Raw genomic sequence first — 17010 nt, 5'->3', positions numbered from 1 at the left:
CCCGATTATTTCGATGATTGATAAAAATGTCAATGGTTAGTTATTCAAACTAATTCAATAATAAGCACACCAAATAATTATTGAGAGATCATATTTTTATGAAAACTAATTTCACTCTGGCTGATAAAACATCTAATCTGAATTTTAAAAACAATACTAACCAAGTTTTAATTCAGCAAATTAGAAATGCAACATTGAAGATTAGTTATGCGGGGACTATTTTTTTAATTGATCCTATGTTAGCACCAAAGGGGGCTTATCCTGGTTTTGAAGAAACTTATCGTAGTGAGTTGTGTAACCCCCTAATTGATCTACCATGCACTATTTCAGAAATAATTAAAGATGTTGATGCAATTATTGTTACTCATACACATCTCGATCATTGGGATGATGCCGCGCAAGAATTCATCCCTAAAAATATACCTTTATTTGTTCAAAATGAACAAGATGCTGATTTAATTCGATCACAAGGTTTTATAAATATAAAAATATTAGATAACAACACTCTGTTTAACAATATTCATTTAAGTAAAGTAGGAGGTCAGCATGGTACAGACACTATGTATGCAGTACCTGATCTAGCAAAGCGATTAGGTGATACTATGGGTGTTATTTTTCAGGGGAAAGGTATTAAAACTCTTTACATTGCAGGTGATACTATTTGGTGTGATGAGACGACTAGAGTAATTGGGAATTATAAACCAGAAATTATTATTTTAAATACAGGTTATGCACGACTCAAAAACTTTGATAAATCGATTATCATGGGTAAAGATGATGTCAAACATGCGTATCAAACAGCGACTAATGCAATAATCATTGCAACCCATATGGATGCTGTAAATCATGCAATGTTGACACGTAAAGAGCTTGATGAATACATAACTAAAGACGGGATTGATGATAGAGTGCTTGTACCTAATGATGGAGAAACTATTAAAATCTAAACTAAATCATTATTTGTAATCTATCTTTAATGACTACACTTTAAAAATTTCTATTAATTAACAAGGTACTTCGATAGCGAGATAAATCAGCCTAAAATAAATTATTTAAATCAAGTTTAATTATGTCTAGTACACTATTAGCGTTATTACTGATGTGATGATTAATATTTTGGCGCAATTGAGTCAATTATATGTATTGCACAGCTTCAAATTTCTTCTGTAAAATAAATAGGTTAGCAATACAAAGTTTGCCTTGTTTTCGGTTGTTGTAGTATCAAATCACTAAGAACATTATTGTGTATTTACTGTCACAATAAATATCGAGATAAATAAAAAGGATATTTGACGACCAGCTAAAGTGTACTAGATATAAATGGTAGCTTGCTATTTTAGGCTTTTTACAAAATTTTAATGTCCAACTTTTTTAGCATAAATTAAAATAAATTATGTTTTCAGGAATAACGATTAAATTTGAGAAATAGAGAAAATTTATTAAACAGTCATGTAGTAAAAAAATTTAATCAATAATTAATACAACCCTCATATTTAACTTGTTAACTTATCTGTACGGAACTTAATTAAATCTGAGGGTGGATTATTGCCAATAGTCTACATTATGACAAATCATCTTAATATGAACTATATTTACAGAGCTTATCTTATAAGGTTGCTAGCTTTTTTCTAAACTTCATAACTTTATGTCTATTGCCACAAACTTTCATGCTACACCAGCGCCTTTTATGGGCTTTTGTCTTATCATAGAACCATAGCACACAGTCTTTGTGCTCGCAGTGTTTTACTAAACTAAAATCTCCTTGTGCGATTAGCTTGGCTGTAGCCTCTGCCAAAGGAGCTAAAACCTGTTCTGGACTATGTTTGGCATAATGATGAGTGACGATAAGCGATTGGTTAGCATCATATTCTAAATTTAACCATCGACTAGCTTTGTGCAAAAATGCATTTATTGGTTCAATATCTAAACTATGCCCTTCTTTTTTTTGTTGTATAAGTACTCTTGTCATTTCTCTTAGCTCTTTAGCTTTTTCAAGTAATGCTGACGAGGAGTACAAATCATCAGGAACTAAAATGCCAGCCACTTTGTTAAGCCAATAGATGAGTTGTTCTGTTGAGCTCCAACGATCAATCAAATTGCCATCTATTTTAACGACGGTATTTATCATGTTAAGCGCGTCGTTATCTCCTACCAATGCTAAATCATCTAATGTATTTGTTTTCATATTCACATACCTTTTTTACAAGGAGATTGTAACCTTTAAAATACGCATTGACAAGTTACAATAAATTTAAATATTATAAATAACCCTTTAAATTTGTATTTAGTGGTTACAAAGCGAGGCTTTTATGGTAAATAATATTCATCATCCGATTCAATATAAGTACGTCAATATTGAAGATGTAAACATGTTCTATCGGGAGGCAGGGGAAAAAAACTTACCAACTCTTTTACTATTACATGGCTTTCCTAGTTCATCACATCAGTTTAGAGAATTAATTCCTTTACTTGCGGATAAATTTCATCTGATTGCGCCTGACTTTCCCGGTTTTGGTTTTACTGAAGTGAAAGACACTGCCAACTATATTTATAGTTTTGATAGTATAAGTAAAACACTCATTAAGTTCGTCGATGCTTTAAATCTTAAAAAATATGCAATGTATATTTTTGATTATGGCGCTCCCATAGGTTTTCGTCTTGCTTTAACTTATCCTGAAAGGGTAACAGGATTTGTATCCCAAAATGGCAATGCTTATTTGGAAGGTTTGGGTAGTGCTTGGGATCCAATAAAGGCTTACTGGGATCATCCAACAGAGCATAATAGAAAAATTATTGAAGATGCGATATTGAATTTGGAAGGAACGCGTGGGCAATATATACATGGAGTACCATCGATTGAGAGCATAGCGCCAGAATCCTATTATTTAGATACATTTTTGTTTGAGCGTGGAGCTAATAAATCTATTCAGTTAGATTTATTTTTAGATTATAAAAATAACCTAAAAATGTACCCTTTATTTCAACAGTTTTTTAGAGATTATCCATTGCCGTGCTTAATTATTTGGGGAAAACATGATTTATTTTTTATACCTGCTGGCGCAGAAGCTTACAAAAAAGATAATGCTCATGCAGTGGTTGAATTATTAGATACAGGGCATTTTGCATTGGAAACGCATGTAGAATATATCGCTAAAAGAATCCGTGAAGTAATTTTAAAGTGATTATAAATTAAAACTAAATAAACAATTCAATTATTAGTTACAAAACTTGCAAACTGTATTCAATTAATCAAAGAAAACTTTTTTCAGTTATCTGTGTAATTTAGGATTATTATTAATAAGTGTTATGACTAATTCTCACATTAACTCATACGGCGCTAAAATTAACTCACATCTTATCGATATCGTTTTATCACGTTGTTTAAGGGGGATACCGAAAGAAAATCAACGAGAGTACATAAACGATTAAAAAGAAAAATATAATTCAGAGATTAAATCACTATATGTTTTTTTGTAAAAATTATTCAGGAGTCTATACCGTTTCAATGTTAATTCTAAATCCATTTTATTATTAAAATTGAAATGTTTTATACATGAAGACAGTTTATTTAGATTATAAAAAATTGTTTTTACTTTTAAGAAGATTAATCGAAAGCAGGTTCGTTGATAATTCTGATTTTAAGAGATTTTTTATCTAACTTAACTAACTTTTTTACATTCAAAGAAAAAACCGCATGATAGTTGGGTATTAGGTGGTTTGATTCAATTTTATAAAGTTAAATACTTTCTTAGAATAAATCGGGTTATCAAAAAACTCTGTTATTATTGAGGGGGTGGATTTTTTCTACGCCTCTTTCAATTACGTCTCAATGTTCGACAATTTTATGATTTTCAACGCGGAAAATATCACATACTTTATTCACATTGTCATCAGCGAGAGTGTATTTATGGAATAGATAAACCATATCGCTTTCACTGCACATATTAATAATTTCAAATTTTGGTTTTAATTGAAGAAACCCTTTGAAAAACTCAATAAAAGCTTCGCGACCCGTTTCAACCGTAGGGTTGTGTTGGATATAATCTTCGATAACATATCAGGGATTTTATCAATTTCATCATTGATAAATACATGTTGATAAAATTATTTAACTAACTCTTTATTCATCATAAAAACATTATCATTTTATTGATAAAAAAGTTTATTTTGAGGAAAATTTTTTAAAATTAGATGCTTGATTTTTGCTATAAATTATAACAACTCGATAATTATATCAATAAAGATAGTTATTGTTTAGTGATATACTACACCACTATCCTAGAATAGTGGTGCAAAGATTACCGAGAAGTTAAATGATAGCTTTCAGTAAGAAGTTCAAATATTTCTTCATTGGTAAGTGTTCCTGAAAGAATGATACTAATCCAATGTTCTTTATTCATATGATAAGCGGGCAAAATACCTTCTTTTTTTCTCAACGATCCAATATATTCGGGTCTCGCTTTAACATCCAATACATCTACCTCTTTGTCATCTTTGAGGCCTAATTTTGTACCAGGCACATTCATCACAATCGCGAACCACTTATCACCATCATCGTGATGCCGTAATACTGCATACTTTGGTAAATTTTCCCAAAGATAATTCGGTTCAGCATGAAACTGTTTTTTGGCATACTCAAATAACGTTTCTCTTTTCATAGTGACTCCTTGGAGTATTAAATAGGTGATTAGAATAATTACTTTACATGGTGGAACTGAACAGTTTAACTAATGGTTAATAGTTTAACATTAAATATGCGTTAACGGACTAGATGTAATAGTGAATGATTTATTTATTAATAAAATTCATTCGTGCAAGGATAAAAGTCTTAATATTAAATCAAAACTATCATGAATCATCTCATTATAAAGTGATCGATTCCCTTTATAGATAACGCTGATATTGATTAATCCTTCTAATATCACCATTAGTTGGTTGGTTAAAGTTGTCTGTTGTGGCGCTTTGGGCAGTTGGTCATGGATCAGTTTACGGATGAATTCTTTATGTTCAATCACAAGTTGTTGCACCGCATGATCGTTATGAATTTCTTCTTTAGCTCTAACAAATAAGCAACCATTAAAATCGTCTTGATTAAACCAATCGAGGTGCCATTTAAATATTTGCATAATTGACTCATAGTGATCAAGATCAGCAATTGCCTCAATGAGTTGTTGTTTAAAACGTGAATCTCTTATTTTCAATATTTCAAAAATTAAATTATCTTTATTACCAAAATATTTATATAGCGTTGTTTTAGAACAACCCGATTGATCTCTAATTTCATCCACCCCAACATTGCCAAATCCTTTTTGATAAAAGAGTTGCTCGGCGGTATCTGCTATTAATTTAGATGTTTTTTTCATTTTTTATCCAAAGTGTTTGATATGTGAACAGATCTGTACTAATATAAAAAGTGAACAGAGTTGTTCATTTTCAGGTTTGCACTCTTACTTTCACTCATCGAATAGGATAAAGAATAATGAAATCATTTTTTTTCAGCAAGGAAAAGTTACCGCCAAAGCCCAGAAATATTGAATTATTACAGAGCTTAATTGGTGGTTTTGTTTCTATATTGTTTCTTATTGGTTTTAGTCAGTTAACTCATTACACCTTTATAATGGCGCCTTTTGGGGCAAGTTGCGTAATATTGTTTGCGGTATCTCAATCGCCATTGGCTCAACCCAGAAATGTCATTTTTGGGCATTTAATTGCCGCTTTTGTTGGATTAGTTTTTCTTAAACTATTTGGTAGTAATATCATTATTGCAGCATTAGCCGTTGGAATTGCAATTGTTTTTATGCAATATTTTCGAGCGGTACATCCACCTGCGGGTGCTAATCCTTTAGTCATTTTATTAACCGCAGATAAAATAGATTATGGTTTTAGTTTTCTATTATTTCCGGTATTATCTGGCTCAGTAATATTGGTTATGATTGCTTATTTAGTTAATAACCTTTTCAATAAAACCCATTGGCCTATCTATTGGTTGGCTTTATTTAATAGCAAAAAAGAGCCTTAACCTTTTTATAATGATTTAATTATTAAAATTAATATTCTCTATCTATGTTTAAATGATTTTTATTGTTCTAGATAGAGTTTAAAATAGTTATGGTATGCGATGCTTACCATACAGCTTTTTTAACGTTACCTTTTTTATCCAAGTAATTTTTGATGATGTTATGCTTAAAAGAGGTTAATTTTTGCGATTTGCTATTTTAATAACATTTTGTTTATCTAAGTAAACAGCTTTAGAATGTACAATAATAAGTTTTAATGTGGGATATCAAGATTGTCGTAAACAATCATTATCATCAACCATTTCATCAATAGACGGCAAAATAACTTTGATATTAAAACCATTTGATATTAAATCCAACGTAAAAAAAGGGTTTTGATAAATATTTTCTTGAACCGATAGGGTATCATTTTCAAGTAATAATCATAAGAAATAGATATTATTATATTGATTATTAATATTAAAATTATTAAATATGGTCTTAAAATTTTTCTTTATCGTTTAAGAAATCGATAGCTTTTACTATTCATATTTTTTTCAAATTGGATTTAGAGTAAACTAATATTGTTTTCATTAAAGTTCAAGTCACTATCCAAAAATTAATAATCATTTATTTCCTATAGATAAAAATTTAGTTTGCTCCTGATATTTATTTTTTAATTGTCATTTATCTGCTTATACCCTGTTGCAAAACTTTTTAGAAATTTTAAACGGATATATTCTTGGAGGTTAGAAATGTATTTAATTGAAATGGCACCAAAATTTTTAGTTGCTCTTATTATTTTACTTATTTACGTCAAATTATCGGGCAAAAGCCAAATAGCACCTATGTCACAATTGGATCAAGTTGGTAGTATGGTTATTGGTGCATTAGTTGGGGGAGCACTTCTTAATTCTAATGTTTCAGCATGGCAATCCGCGGGTTTAGTCGCTATTTGGGCAGGGCTGCTTATATTAGTTCGATTCATTAAATCAAAAAATTCACGATTAAGAGATGCCATTGATGGAGAACCGATTCAACTTGTTAAAAATGGGCACTTAATTAGTGACAATTTTATTAAAGCCAATTTACCCGTCAGGGATTTTGAGACGCTCATCAATATTCAAGGTATTTGTGCTTTTAATGAATTGAAACAGGTTTGGTATGAATTAAATGGTTCATTAACAATTATCAAAAAAGGAGATAAAGATATTGCTGTGCTGGTGATTGAAAATGGGGCGATCAGTGAAGATAATCTTGAACAGTTACATAAAAGCGAGACATGGCTTAAGCATGAAATCAAAAAACAAGGATATGATGATATCAAGGATATTTTTTGTGCTGAATGGTTTGATAATAAATTACTGGTTTATCCTTATGACGATGTTCGCAAAAAAAGTAAAACTCACCAATCATAAAAAATTATTTCATAAAAGAGAAGAAGAGGGAACCGACATTTCCCTCTGATTAAGATCATCGAAGTTGACTATCTTTGCTGCCACGACGGTTATATAAACTCGCTGATTTGGCTAATTGTTTATCAATTTCTTGTTGGCAAGACAGACAATATTTTACGCCTGGTAGCGCCTCTCGTCTTGCTTGCGCAATAGCATCGCCACACTCAACACAAAAATGAGCACTTATAGTGCCATGTTTTAATTGCCGTCTTGCCATTTCGATGGCATCTGCAATAGTGCCTTCGATTTGTTGATTAACAGCATCATCAGATGCCCATCCACTTGCCATAAAATAGACCTCCTAAAAACTGTAACGCTATAGTGAAAATATGGTGTTTTTTTAATCTATTTCAAGTAATATGATTAATGTATAATTAAAAAGGCATGACTAAAACGTGTTGATACAGGGTAAGAGTGAATGAATTTGTCAAAAATCATTTAATCAGGAGATTATTATGCAACAATATGAACAAGCAACATTTGCCGGTGGTTGTTTTTGGTGTATGGTAAAACCCTTTGATCAGTATGAAGGAGTGATAAACGTGGTATCAGGTTATACAGGCGGACATGTTGAAAATCCAACTTATCGAGAAGTTTGTTCGGGCACGACAGGGCATACCGAAGCCGTACAAATAACGTTTGACCCTAAAGTCATCAGCTATAAAAAATTACTCGACATCTTTTGGCAGCAAATCGATCCTACTGATGCCCAAGGTCAGTTTGCTGATAGGGGGGATTCTTATCGACCAGCTATATTTTATCATAACGAATTTCAATATAAGCAAGCTTTAGCATCAAAGCAAGCTTTGCAAGAAAGTAGGCGTTTTAGCAAACCAATAAAAGTGGCAATTGAACCTGCGGTAACATTTTATCCAGCAGAAGATTATCACCAAAATTATTACACAAAACAACCTTTACATTATAATGAGTATTATCAACGATCAGGGCGAAGCCAGTTTATTGCTCAGCATTGGCCCAAAAATAGATAGGATACATAGTTTATGGAAAACTACCCAGAGTATAATAGCAAACAAAAATGGCTCCACTGGTTAACTTTTATACTAGTGTTTATGGAATTTATCTTGCTGACATTTAAAGTGACTCTGTCCCAATACTTGGGCGGGATGTTTATGGTTTATTTATTTCATAAATCATTTGGGGTAGTTATCGTTATGTTAACAATTTTGCGCTTTATTGTTATCACGGAAGAAGGACTGCCCGATGTTTTACCGAAAGATCGGAGATTCCAGCGCATTTTTTCAAAATCAACACAAGGATTGATCTATATTTTATTGATAATTGTACCTTTATCTGGCTACTTAATGAGTAGCCGTTCACTCTGTTTATTTGGCATCATTTCGCTTCCAGCGATTGATATGACAAATAAAGTGTATCAATTGTTTCATGTTATACACAAAGTAGGCTCATACTTATTAGCTGTTTTATTTATTTTACATATAGTAGGTGTTTCATATCATTATTTTTGGATTAAAGATAAAGTTCTACAATCGATGTTAAAAGGAAATTAGTTGTTATTGATGACTCTTAATTAAATAGGTTAGGTGATTTATGAATAATACATTAAAAGAAAAAGCGATATCACGATTAACACCCATGCAATACTATGTCACGCAACAAAATGGAACCGAACCACCATATGAAAATGAATTCAATGATAATCATCAAGAAGGGTTGTATGTAGATATTGTATCAGGCGAACCCTTATTTACTTCATTTGATAAATTTGATTCAGGATGTGGTTGGCCAAGTTTTTCTAAATCGATAAACAACGACAACATAATTGAAAAAACTGACCATAGTCATGGTATGAATCGTGTCGAAGTACGTTCAGCAAAAGCTGATTCTCATCTTGGTCATGTATTTAATGATGGACCGAAAGCGTTGGGTGGTTTACGTTATTGTATTAACTCAGCAGCTTTACGTTTTATACCTAAAGATGATCTAGAGTCTGCCGGTTATGGACAATATTTGAATCTTTTTAAAAATACTTAATGCGTCCATTCAATACTAAAATTGTTTAGGATGCATTAAGTATCTATTATTTAAATTTTGACTGTTTACATAAACTGATTATAGCTATTTTTAGTAAATTCTAATGCTATTGTTATCATCAATTAACCATTCTTAATTATTTAATAAGGAATGCCTTTATATGATTTTAACTTTTTAATTTCTGTTTATTTAAAACACATCAGTATGCATAAGTATGCTTAATTTTTTCTTTTAAACAAAATATAGCTGATCAAAAGAAATACTATGCTAGTTAGCATAGAGCCGATTATTGGATATATTCCTATTACAATGCTGGCTTGAGCAAATAGGTTATCAGCGATATAGAAGATAAATCCAAAGCTAATACCAATAATCACTCTCACTCCCATAGATACGCTACGCAGTGGTCCAAAAATAAAGGATAACGCAAGTAGCATCATAACAGCCACCGAAAGCGGTTTGATTAATTTCTTCCAAAAAAGTAAATCATAATTTCTAGTATCTTGACCAGAGCTTTTTAAATATTGTGAATATTTGTATAGTCCTGAAGCTGAAAGAGAGTCGGGATCAAATGCCACAACGCTTAACTTATCAGGGGTAATGTTAGTTTTCCACTCCATGGAAAGAATATTGCTAGTTTGAATTTTATCGATTTGAGTTAAATCACTTTTTTCAATTTGCGATAACGTCCAAACATTATCTTTGAATATACCATTATCGGCATGGGTTATTGACAATAATTTATTGTTGTCTACCGAATAGATATCAATGTTAGATATTGAACTGTCGCTGTTAATGTGACCGATATAGATATAATCATTACCATCTTTCGCCCATAGGCTGCCTTGTTGTGCCATTAATGAACTGCCGTAGAGCTTTTCTGAGCGCATATTTCGTGCAGTTTGCTCACTAACAGGTGCAACCCATTCGCCAATAGCCATAGTGATAAGCACGAGCGGTAATGCTGTTTTCATTACCGCTAAAGCAATTTTGAAACGGCTGAATCCTGCTGTTTCCATTACTATTAGCTCACTACGAGATGCTAACAAACCTAATCCAATTAAAGCACCAAGCAATGCTGCCATAGGAAAAAATACTTCTAAATCTTTTGGTGCCATTAATAAAGAATAGATACCCACAGCAAAAGCATCGTAGTCAACTTTTATCCTTCTAAGTTGATCAATGAAACGGATTATGCCTGATAAGCTGATTAATAAAAACAGACTAATCCCAATAGTGCTTATAATAGTTTTACCAATATAGCGATCTAAAATCGAAAACATCCCTTTCTCCTTTATGATGCAATATATTTCAAACGAAGTTTACGCATAAATAAGTTATCCCAACAATTTAAAATTATGGCAAGAACAAAATATCCTAGATTGATAATATAAAACCACAAGACTGGATCTAAACGGCCCTTACCTGCATTAGCTTTAATTGAACTCGCTAATAAAAAATAGACCAAATAGAGCAATAATGCTGGAAGAATTTGGGCTAATCGACCTTGTCTAGGATTCGATACGCTGAGAGGAATAACTAAAAATGCCATGAGAGGAACAGAAATAATAAGAGTTAACCGCCAATAAAACTCAGCTTCTGCTTTTTGTGTTTTTGTTTTGTATAAATCCGTTAGGCCGAGTTGTTGAACATCGTTTGTTTCATCACTATTTGAGTCTAGTTCTTTAGGTTTAATAATACCCATATAATTATGAAAGTTTGATATACGAAAGTCTTTCAGTTGCGCAGTCCCTTCGTAGCGATTAGCATCATCAAGTGTGATGATTTGATTACCTTCTGCATCATTTCCAGTCTTTCCCTTATTAGCGATAATGATTGAAGGTCGTTGATTGTTCCTAGGATTAATTTTTGCAATAAATACACTTTCTAAATTATTTTTATCGACATTACCAATATAGATCACTGAGTTTCCATCTGAAGTTTGCTGAAATTGACCCGCTAACAGACCCGCTAAACTCGGATTGATTTTGGCATTTTCAATTAACTGGTCTTGTTTTAGGTTTGACCAAGGTCCAAACCAAAGACAATTGATAGTGGTTAATGCGCAAGTGAGAATACAAAGAAAACAGACTACTTGATAGTTTAGATTCTTTTTTACGCCACAGGCATGCATGGCTACCATCTCACTATCAGAATATAAACGACCAAAAGTCACTAAAACACCCAAAAACAAGCTTAATGGTAAAATTAAATCCGCCATATTTGATACGCCTAACACTAGCAAAGGCATGATTAAATCACGTGGAATATTTCCCTCTATGGCACTAGATAAAATTCTAATTAACTTTTGAGAAAAGAAAATTAGCAATAATATAAATAATATTGCACCTTGTGTTTTTAATGTTTCTTTCACTAAATATCGACGAATTATCACATTTTACCTATCTTCAAGTTTCATGAATTAGACTATTATAATAGGATTTGCTTTGTTTAGTTATCTTTTTGTTGCTATCGCTAAATGAACAGATAGAATGTTACTCATCATCATAAATTTCATAAAAAGAGAATATCTATGGAAATTTTAATTAAAAACAGTATTTCAATTACAAAACCAAAATCAGAATGTTTAGTTGTTGTTGTAAATTCAGATAAAAATCAATCAGATACATTAAAAGAAATTGATCGAGCGACGAGTGGGTTAGTCAGTCAACTGATCAAATCTGGTGATATTAGTGGCGAACTTGGTAAAACCACTTTTTTATATTCCTGTTCATCAGAATTAAAGCAAGAACTTTTATTTGTTGGTTGTGGAAAAGTGAAAGAATTTGACATCAACCAATCGAAACAAGTTATTCAAGCAGTAGTCAAAGAATTATTGGCAAAAAAAGTCAAAAGTGTGAATTGGGATTTGTTAACGGTTAAATCATCTGTAAATAGTGAAATTGTTAAGCAACTTCCACAAATTATCAATAATATGACCTATTGTTTTGATCAATTCAAATCCAAAAAGTCTCCAATTCCAGATTTGAATAAAGTTACCTTAATTCTCAATGATAAAAAGCAAAGTGAATCTTTAACAAACGGTTTATTACAAGGTCAAATTATTGCTGATGCAATTAGTACCACAAAGACAATTGCTAATATGCCTTCAAATGTTTGCAACGCGCAATATTTAGCTGATCAGGCTAAGCAATTAGGTAAAAAGCATTCATCTTTAAAAGTTTCATGCTTAGGTGAAAAAGAGTTAGCTAAACTAAATATGAATGCCTATTTAGCGGTGGGTCGTGGTTCTGCAAATGAATCAATAATGACGATTATTGAATATTATGGAGCAAAAGATAAAAAAGCCCAGCCTTATGTGTTTGTGGGTAAAGGATTAACATTCGATTCTGGTGGTATTTCAATTAAACCTTCTGCGGGTATGGATGAAATGAAATATGATATGTGCGGAGCCGCAACCGTTTATGGTGTTATGCAGGCAGTCGCTGAGCTTAAACTACCTATTAATGTCGTTGGGGTAATGGCAGGTTGTGAAAACATGCCTGATGGCAATAGCTATCGACCAGGTGATATCTTAACGACTATGTCGGGAACTACGGTCGAAGTTATTAATACCGATGCGGAAGGGCGCTTAGTATTATGTGATGCTTTAACCTATGTTGAACGTTATAAACCAAAAACTGTTATCGATATTGCAACCTTAACCGGTGCATGCATTGTTGCATTAGGTCACCACTATACAGGGGTGATGGGTAACAACAAAAATTTAGTCAATGAATTAGTGTTAGCATCTAATAAAGCGGGTGATAAAGCATGGGAATTACCGATTGATAATGATTTCCAAGAGCAGATTAAGTCAACTTGTGCAGACATTGTCAATGCTGGCGGTCGTGATGGTGGAACAATTACCGCAGCGTGTTTCTTATCACAGTTTACCGAAAAATATCACTGGGCACATTTAGACATTGCGGGTACAGCTTGGCAATCAGGTGCCAAAAAAGGTGCGACAGGTCGACCTGTTGCGATGTTGATTGAATACTTATTAACACAATAGGTTGATCATTCATTTATATGAAAAAAGTGATTTTTTATCTTTTAGAAAACCAAAAACCGGCGAGTGAATCAGGTGTTTTATACCATGAAAAGCTCGCTTGTGAAAAAATTGCTGAAATCTGGCAAGCGAATAAAAGAATCTTAGTTGCTTGCCAAGATCAACAACAAGCTGAACGTATAGATGAATACCTTTGGCAGCTCGATACCGACCATTTTGTACCACATAATTTAGCTGGTGAAGGTATGAAAGGTGGTTCGCCTGTCGAAATTTGTTGGCCACAAAAACGCAGTAATGGCAATCGGCATATATTAGTTAATCTGCAAGAGCAGTTTCCTGAATTTGCCGCAGTCTATTCTGACATTGTCGATTTTGTGCCAGTAGACGAAAGATTAAAAGAGTTGGCAAGAACAAGGTATAAATTATATAAAGAGGCTGGATTCAATTTAAAAACCATACCCGTGACTTGCGAGTGATTTTATACCATTGCGAAATAATATAAAGGCAATGGTATAAACTTTTTAGATTTGGTGATGGATCGATATTACGCAGGGTTAATGCGGTGATGGCAAGCTAAAAAAATATTTTATTGGTTATAAGCAAAGCAAGTTTATTCGCTATTGGAGTCTATGGAAAAGCTCTAAAATTATTTAATAGAGGTAAATTTTATTTTTGCTCAACAAAGTAATAGTCGCCGATAAATTATAAATATTATTAATTTTATTAGAATTAATCTGATTGAATATCAGGTGAATTAAGCTATAATGCGATCTTTTTAAAAAAGATATAATTGTAATGATTATCGGTTTTATAGGTGCAGGTAAAGTTGGTTGTACGTTAGCGAAGTACTTTTCATTGAGTGGTTTTAGTATTGCTGGTTTTTTTAGTCGAACTTATGAACATGCACAAGAAGCAAGTGATTTTACGCAAAGCAAAGCTTATTCATCACTAGGTGATTTAGTTAACGATTGTGATTGCATATTTGTTACTGTATCTGATAGTCAAATATTAGTTGTTTGGCAAGAAATTTGTCAATTACCTATTGCAAACAAATGGATAGGTCACTGTAGTGGTTTATTAACATCCCATATCTTTAGCCAAAATAAGCTTGTGCATCCTTTTGCTTTTTCATTACATCCTTTATATGCCATTTATGATCGGTTTGGTTGTTATTCCGCCATGCCTGCTGTCTCTTTTACGCTTGAAGCCAATCCTAATGTTATTTGCCAATTGCAAGCTTTGTTTACCCCTTTAAAAAATCCTTTGGCAATTCTTTCTGCCAGTAAAAAGCCTCTTTATCATGCAGCCTGTGTCATGCTCAGTAACCAAGTTATTGCTTTAGTACAAATAGGAATAGAATTACTAAATCAATGTGAGTTAAACAGTGAATTTAGTGAACAAGCATGGCATCCGTTATTTTTAGGTAATGCCAATAATACCTGTAAACTAGGGGTGATTAATGCTTTAACGGGGCCGGTTGAACGTGGTGATATTGATACTATCAAACAACATATAATGGCTATGCCAAACGAATTAAGACCGATCTATAAACAATTATCAACTATTTTACTTAATATTAGTCGACAAAAACATCCGAATAACGACTATCGACAACTGGAATTGGAGCTGTTTTCGTGAAAAAAACTATTTTAACCTTACAACAACGCAAAGAAAATCAACAAAAAATTACTATGCTAACGGCGTATGATTATACAACTTCCAAGCTTATGGATGAAAGTGGGGTCGATTGTTTACTTGTTGGTGACTCTTTAGGAATGGTCATGCTGGGCTACGAAAGTACAGTATCGGTCACTATGGAAGATATGATTCATCATTCGAAAGCTGTGGCAAAAGCGGCTAAAACAGCTTTTGTGATTACGGATTTACCCTTTATGTCTTATCATACCTCCGTCTATGATGCTGTCTATAATGCAGGTCGATTAATTCAAGAGGGTCAGGCGCAAGCTGTAAAACTTGAAGGAGGGCAAGCGTTTTGCGAACACATTAAAATGATTGCCCAAGCTTCGATTCCCGTTATTGCTCATATCGGTTTAATGCCACAATCTGTTTTAGCTTTAGGTGGTTATAAAGTTCAAGGTAAAGATTATCAAAACGCTAAAAATATTGTGCTCGACGCTTTAGCCGTTGAACAAGCTGGCGCGGCAGCCATTTTATTAGAATGCGTACCTGCCAAACTGGCTAAATTTATTACTGAGCTTGTCAATATTCCAACTATAGGTATTGGAGCGGGTGCTGGATGTGATGGACAAGTGTTGGTTTATCAAGACATGCTGTCAATGTATGATGGCGTATCTTCAAAATTTGTTAAATCCTTTGCACCAATCGGGGAACAAATGAAAAAGGCGTTTGGTGATTATTGCCAAGAAGTCAAACAACAACAATACCCTGCATCGATTCATGAATTTGCAATGGATGATGAAATTATACAAAATCTGAAAAGTGAATTTTTGAATAGCAAAAAAGGATAAAATAATGAAAGTTGTAACAACGATTAAAGAGGTGCGTGAGCATGTCAACGCTTGGCGACAGGCGGGTAATAGCATAGGTTTAGTGCCGACAATGGGATTTTTACATGAAGGTCATCAAAGCTTAATGCAAGCTGCTAAACAAGATAATCAAAAAGTTATTGTGACTATCTTTGTCAATCCTATTCAATTTGGTCCTTCAGAAGATCTTGCTAGTTATCCACGAGATTTAGAACGCGATAAATTCGCCTGCGAACAGATGGGTGTCGATCTGATTTTCTGCCCAGACGCCAGTGAAATGTATTCCCCTAATTTTAATAGTTATGTTGATGTAAATGGATTAACAGAAGCTTTATGTGGCAAAAGACGTCCAGGCCATTTTAAAGGCGTTTGTACGGTCGTGACCAAATTATTTAATATTGCTCAACCGGATCGAGCTTACTTTGGACAAAAAGATGCCCAACAATTAGCAGTAATTAAACGTATGGTAACGGATCTGAATTTTAATATTGAAATTATCGGTTGTCCTATTGTACGTGAATCAGATGGACTGGCTAAAAGTTCCCGCAATAGTTATTTATCTGAAAGTGAACGAGCTGCTGCGGTTTGTCTTTACCAAGCAATTGAATGTGCAAAAGCTATGATCAATAAAGGTGAAAAATCAGTGAGTGTGATTACCCAAACCATGCAAGAGTTGATCAGTAAACAACCTTTGGCAAAGATTGATTATATTGAGTTTGTCGATTTAGCTACATTAAAATCGATTGATTTACTTGCACAAGACAGTTTATGTGCTTTAGCGGTTTATATTGGTAAAACACGATTAATCGATAATTTTATTTATCAACAGGATTAATATAACTGTAAATTCAAACGGATTAAAGCCAAATTAAAAGGCCTGACTCCAGTTGAATATCGAAATCAGGTCTTACAAGCCGCTTAATAAAAGTGTCCAACTTTATGGGCTCACTTCAAATAAGCGGTTTTTTGTATCAATTATCAATCTGATAAAGTTTTAATCATATATTAAATCAACGAGTTTATTA

The 17010-nt window shown here is 32.9% G+C and carries 19 protein-coding genes and 1 pseudogene; 13 read left to right on the top strand and 7 right to left on the bottom strand.

All coding sequences use genetic code 11. The annotated features are described in order from the left end of the window. Positions 1-98: 98 nt before the first annotated feature. On the top strand, positions 99-947 hold the full coding sequence (locus H3S88_RS06865; RefSeq protein WP_198228424.1) for an MBL fold metallo-hydrolase: 849 nt from the start codon (positions 99-101) through the stop codon (positions 945-947). Between the two features lie 659 nt (positions 948-1606). On the opposite strand, the gene H3S88_RS06860 is transcribed toward H3S88_RS06865, so the two are convergent. After that, the gene (locus H3S88_RS06860) at positions 1607-2185 is read right to left on the bottom strand and encodes a CGNR zinc finger domain-containing protein (RefSeq protein ID WP_198228423.1); all 579 of its coding nucleotides are present in this window, start codon (positions 2183-2185) and stop codon (positions 1607-1609) included. A 124-nt stretch (positions 2186-2309) separates the two neighbouring features. On the opposite strand from H3S88_RS06860, the gene H3S88_RS06855 reads away from it, so the two are divergent. Continuing rightward, positions 2310-3182, top strand: a complete 873-nt coding sequence (locus tag H3S88_RS06855; RefSeq protein ID WP_198228421.1) for an alpha/beta fold hydrolase — start codon at positions 2310-2312, stop codon at positions 3180-3182. 644 nt (positions 3183-3826) lie between these two features. Here the strand turns inward: H3S88_RS06855 and H3S88_RS13535 are convergent. The 3 genes from H3S88_RS13535 to H3S88_RS06840 form a co-directional block, all read right to left on the bottom strand. Beyond that, the gene (locus H3S88_RS13535) at positions 3827-4039 is read right to left on the bottom strand and encodes a nuclear transport factor 2 family protein (protein WP_367301848.1); all 213 of its coding nucleotides are present in this window, start codon (positions 4037-4039) and stop codon (positions 3827-3829) included. A gap of 259 nt (positions 4040-4298) precedes the next feature. Then, a complete protein-coding gene (locus H3S88_RS06845) occupies positions 4299-4658 on the bottom strand; it encodes an MmcQ/YjbR family DNA-binding protein (protein ID WP_086326846.1) in 360 nt (119 codons plus the stop codon). A 147-nt stretch (positions 4659-4805) separates the two neighbouring features. Next, on the bottom strand, positions 4806-5363 hold the full coding sequence (locus H3S88_RS06840; protein WP_198228419.1) for a TetR/AcrR family transcriptional regulator: 558 nt from the start codon (positions 5361-5363) through the stop codon (positions 4806-4808). Between the two features lie 116 nt (positions 5364-5479). On the opposite strand from H3S88_RS06840, the gene H3S88_RS06835 reads away from it, so the two are divergent. Beyond that, on the top strand, positions 5480-6019 hold the full coding sequence (locus H3S88_RS06835) for an HPP family protein (protein ID WP_198228418.1): 540 nt from the start codon (positions 5480-5482) through the stop codon (positions 6017-6019). A 732-nt stretch (positions 6020-6751) separates the two neighbouring features. Beyond that, positions 6752-7414, top strand: coding sequence for a DUF421 domain-containing protein (locus H3S88_RS06830; RefSeq protein WP_198228416.1), 663 nt, complete (start codon positions 6752-6754; stop codon positions 7412-7414). A 55-nt stretch (positions 7415-7469) separates the two neighbouring features. On the opposite strand, the gene H3S88_RS06825 is transcribed toward H3S88_RS06830, so the two are convergent. Next, positions 7470-7742 carry a DksA/TraR family C4-type zinc finger protein gene (locus tag H3S88_RS06825; protein WP_198228414.1) on the bottom strand — a complete coding sequence of 91 codons (273 nt, stop codon included), beginning with the start codon at positions 7740-7742 and terminating at the stop codon, positions 7470-7472. 166 nt (positions 7743-7908) lie between these two features. Between H3S88_RS06825 and msrA the strand changes: the two genes are divergently transcribed. From msrA to msrB, 3 genes are read left to right on the top strand one after another with little or no spacing between them, the layout of a single operon-like run. Continuing rightward, the gene (gene msrA, locus H3S88_RS06820) at positions 7909-8442 is read left to right on the top strand and encodes a peptide-methionine (S)-S-oxide reductase MsrA (RefSeq protein ID WP_198228413.1); all 534 of its coding nucleotides are present in this window, start codon (positions 7909-7911) and stop codon (positions 8440-8442) included. Between the two features lie 12 nt (positions 8443-8454). Then, on the top strand, positions 8455-8982 hold the full coding sequence (locus H3S88_RS06815) for a cytochrome b (protein ID WP_198228412.1): 528 nt from the start codon (positions 8455-8457) through the stop codon (positions 8980-8982). Between the two features lie 40 nt (positions 8983-9022). Beyond that, complete coding sequence (msrB, locus tag H3S88_RS06810) at positions 9023-9466, top strand: peptide-methionine (R)-S-oxide reductase MsrB (RefSeq protein WP_198228411.1); 444 nt, start codon at positions 9023-9025, stop codon at positions 9464-9466. 218 nt (positions 9467-9684) lie between these two features. Here msrB and lptG read toward each other — a convergent pair whose 3' ends face one another. Then, positions 9685-10749 carry an LPS export ABC transporter permease LptG gene (gene lptG / locus H3S88_RS06805; RefSeq protein WP_198228410.1) on the bottom strand — a complete coding sequence of 355 codons (1065 nt, stop codon included), beginning with the start codon at positions 10747-10749 and terminating at the stop codon, positions 9685-9687. 11 nt (positions 10750-10760) lie between these two features. Then, a complete protein-coding gene (gene lptF, locus H3S88_RS06800; RefSeq protein ID WP_198228409.1) occupies positions 10761-11861 on the bottom strand; it encodes an LPS export ABC transporter permease LptF in 1101 nt (366 codons plus the stop codon). Between the two features lie 138 nt (positions 11862-11999). Here lptF and H3S88_RS06795 point away from each other — a divergent pair, with 138 nt between their 5' ends. The 6 genes and pseudogenes from H3S88_RS06795 to H3S88_RS13530 form a co-directional block, all read left to right on the top strand. Further along, a complete protein-coding gene (locus H3S88_RS06795; RefSeq protein ID WP_198228408.1) occupies positions 12000-13481 on the top strand; it encodes a leucyl aminopeptidase in 1482 nt (493 codons plus the stop codon). 17 nt (positions 13482-13498) lie between these two features. After that, a complete protein-coding gene (locus tag H3S88_RS06790; protein WP_086327265.1) occupies positions 13499-13954 on the top strand; it encodes a DNA polymerase III subunit chi in 456 nt (151 codons plus the stop codon). A gap of 319 nt (positions 13955-14273) precedes the next feature. Then, a complete protein-coding gene (locus H3S88_RS06785) occupies positions 14274-15116 on the top strand; it encodes a Rossmann-like and DUF2520 domain-containing protein (protein WP_198228407.1) in 843 nt (280 codons plus the stop codon). After that, a complete protein-coding gene (panB, locus tag H3S88_RS06780) occupies positions 15113-15967 on the top strand; it encodes a 3-methyl-2-oxobutanoate hydroxymethyltransferase (RefSeq protein WP_198228405.1) in 855 nt (284 codons plus the stop codon). The genes H3S88_RS06785 and panB overlap by 4 nt, the downstream gene beginning before the upstream one ends. Before the next feature lie 4 nt (positions 15968-15971). After that, on the top strand, positions 15972-16820 hold the full coding sequence (panC, locus tag H3S88_RS06775; protein ID WP_198228403.1) for a pantoate--beta-alanine ligase: 849 nt from the start codon (positions 15972-15974) through the stop codon (positions 16818-16820). Between the two features lie 18 nt (positions 16821-16838). Continuing rightward, positions 16839-16907: pseudogene (locus tag H3S88_RS13530) on the top strand (IS3 family transposase); the annotation flags it as partial. Positions 16908-17010 lie beyond the last annotated feature (103 nt).

Origin of the sequence: Gilliamella sp. B14448G11 (genome assembly GCF_016101765.1) — a bacterium.
GTDB lineage: Bacteria > Pseudomonadota > Gammaproteobacteria > Enterobacterales > Orbaceae > Gilliamella > Gilliamella apicola_N.
This window is presented reverse-complemented; position numbering and strand designations above follow the sequence as displayed.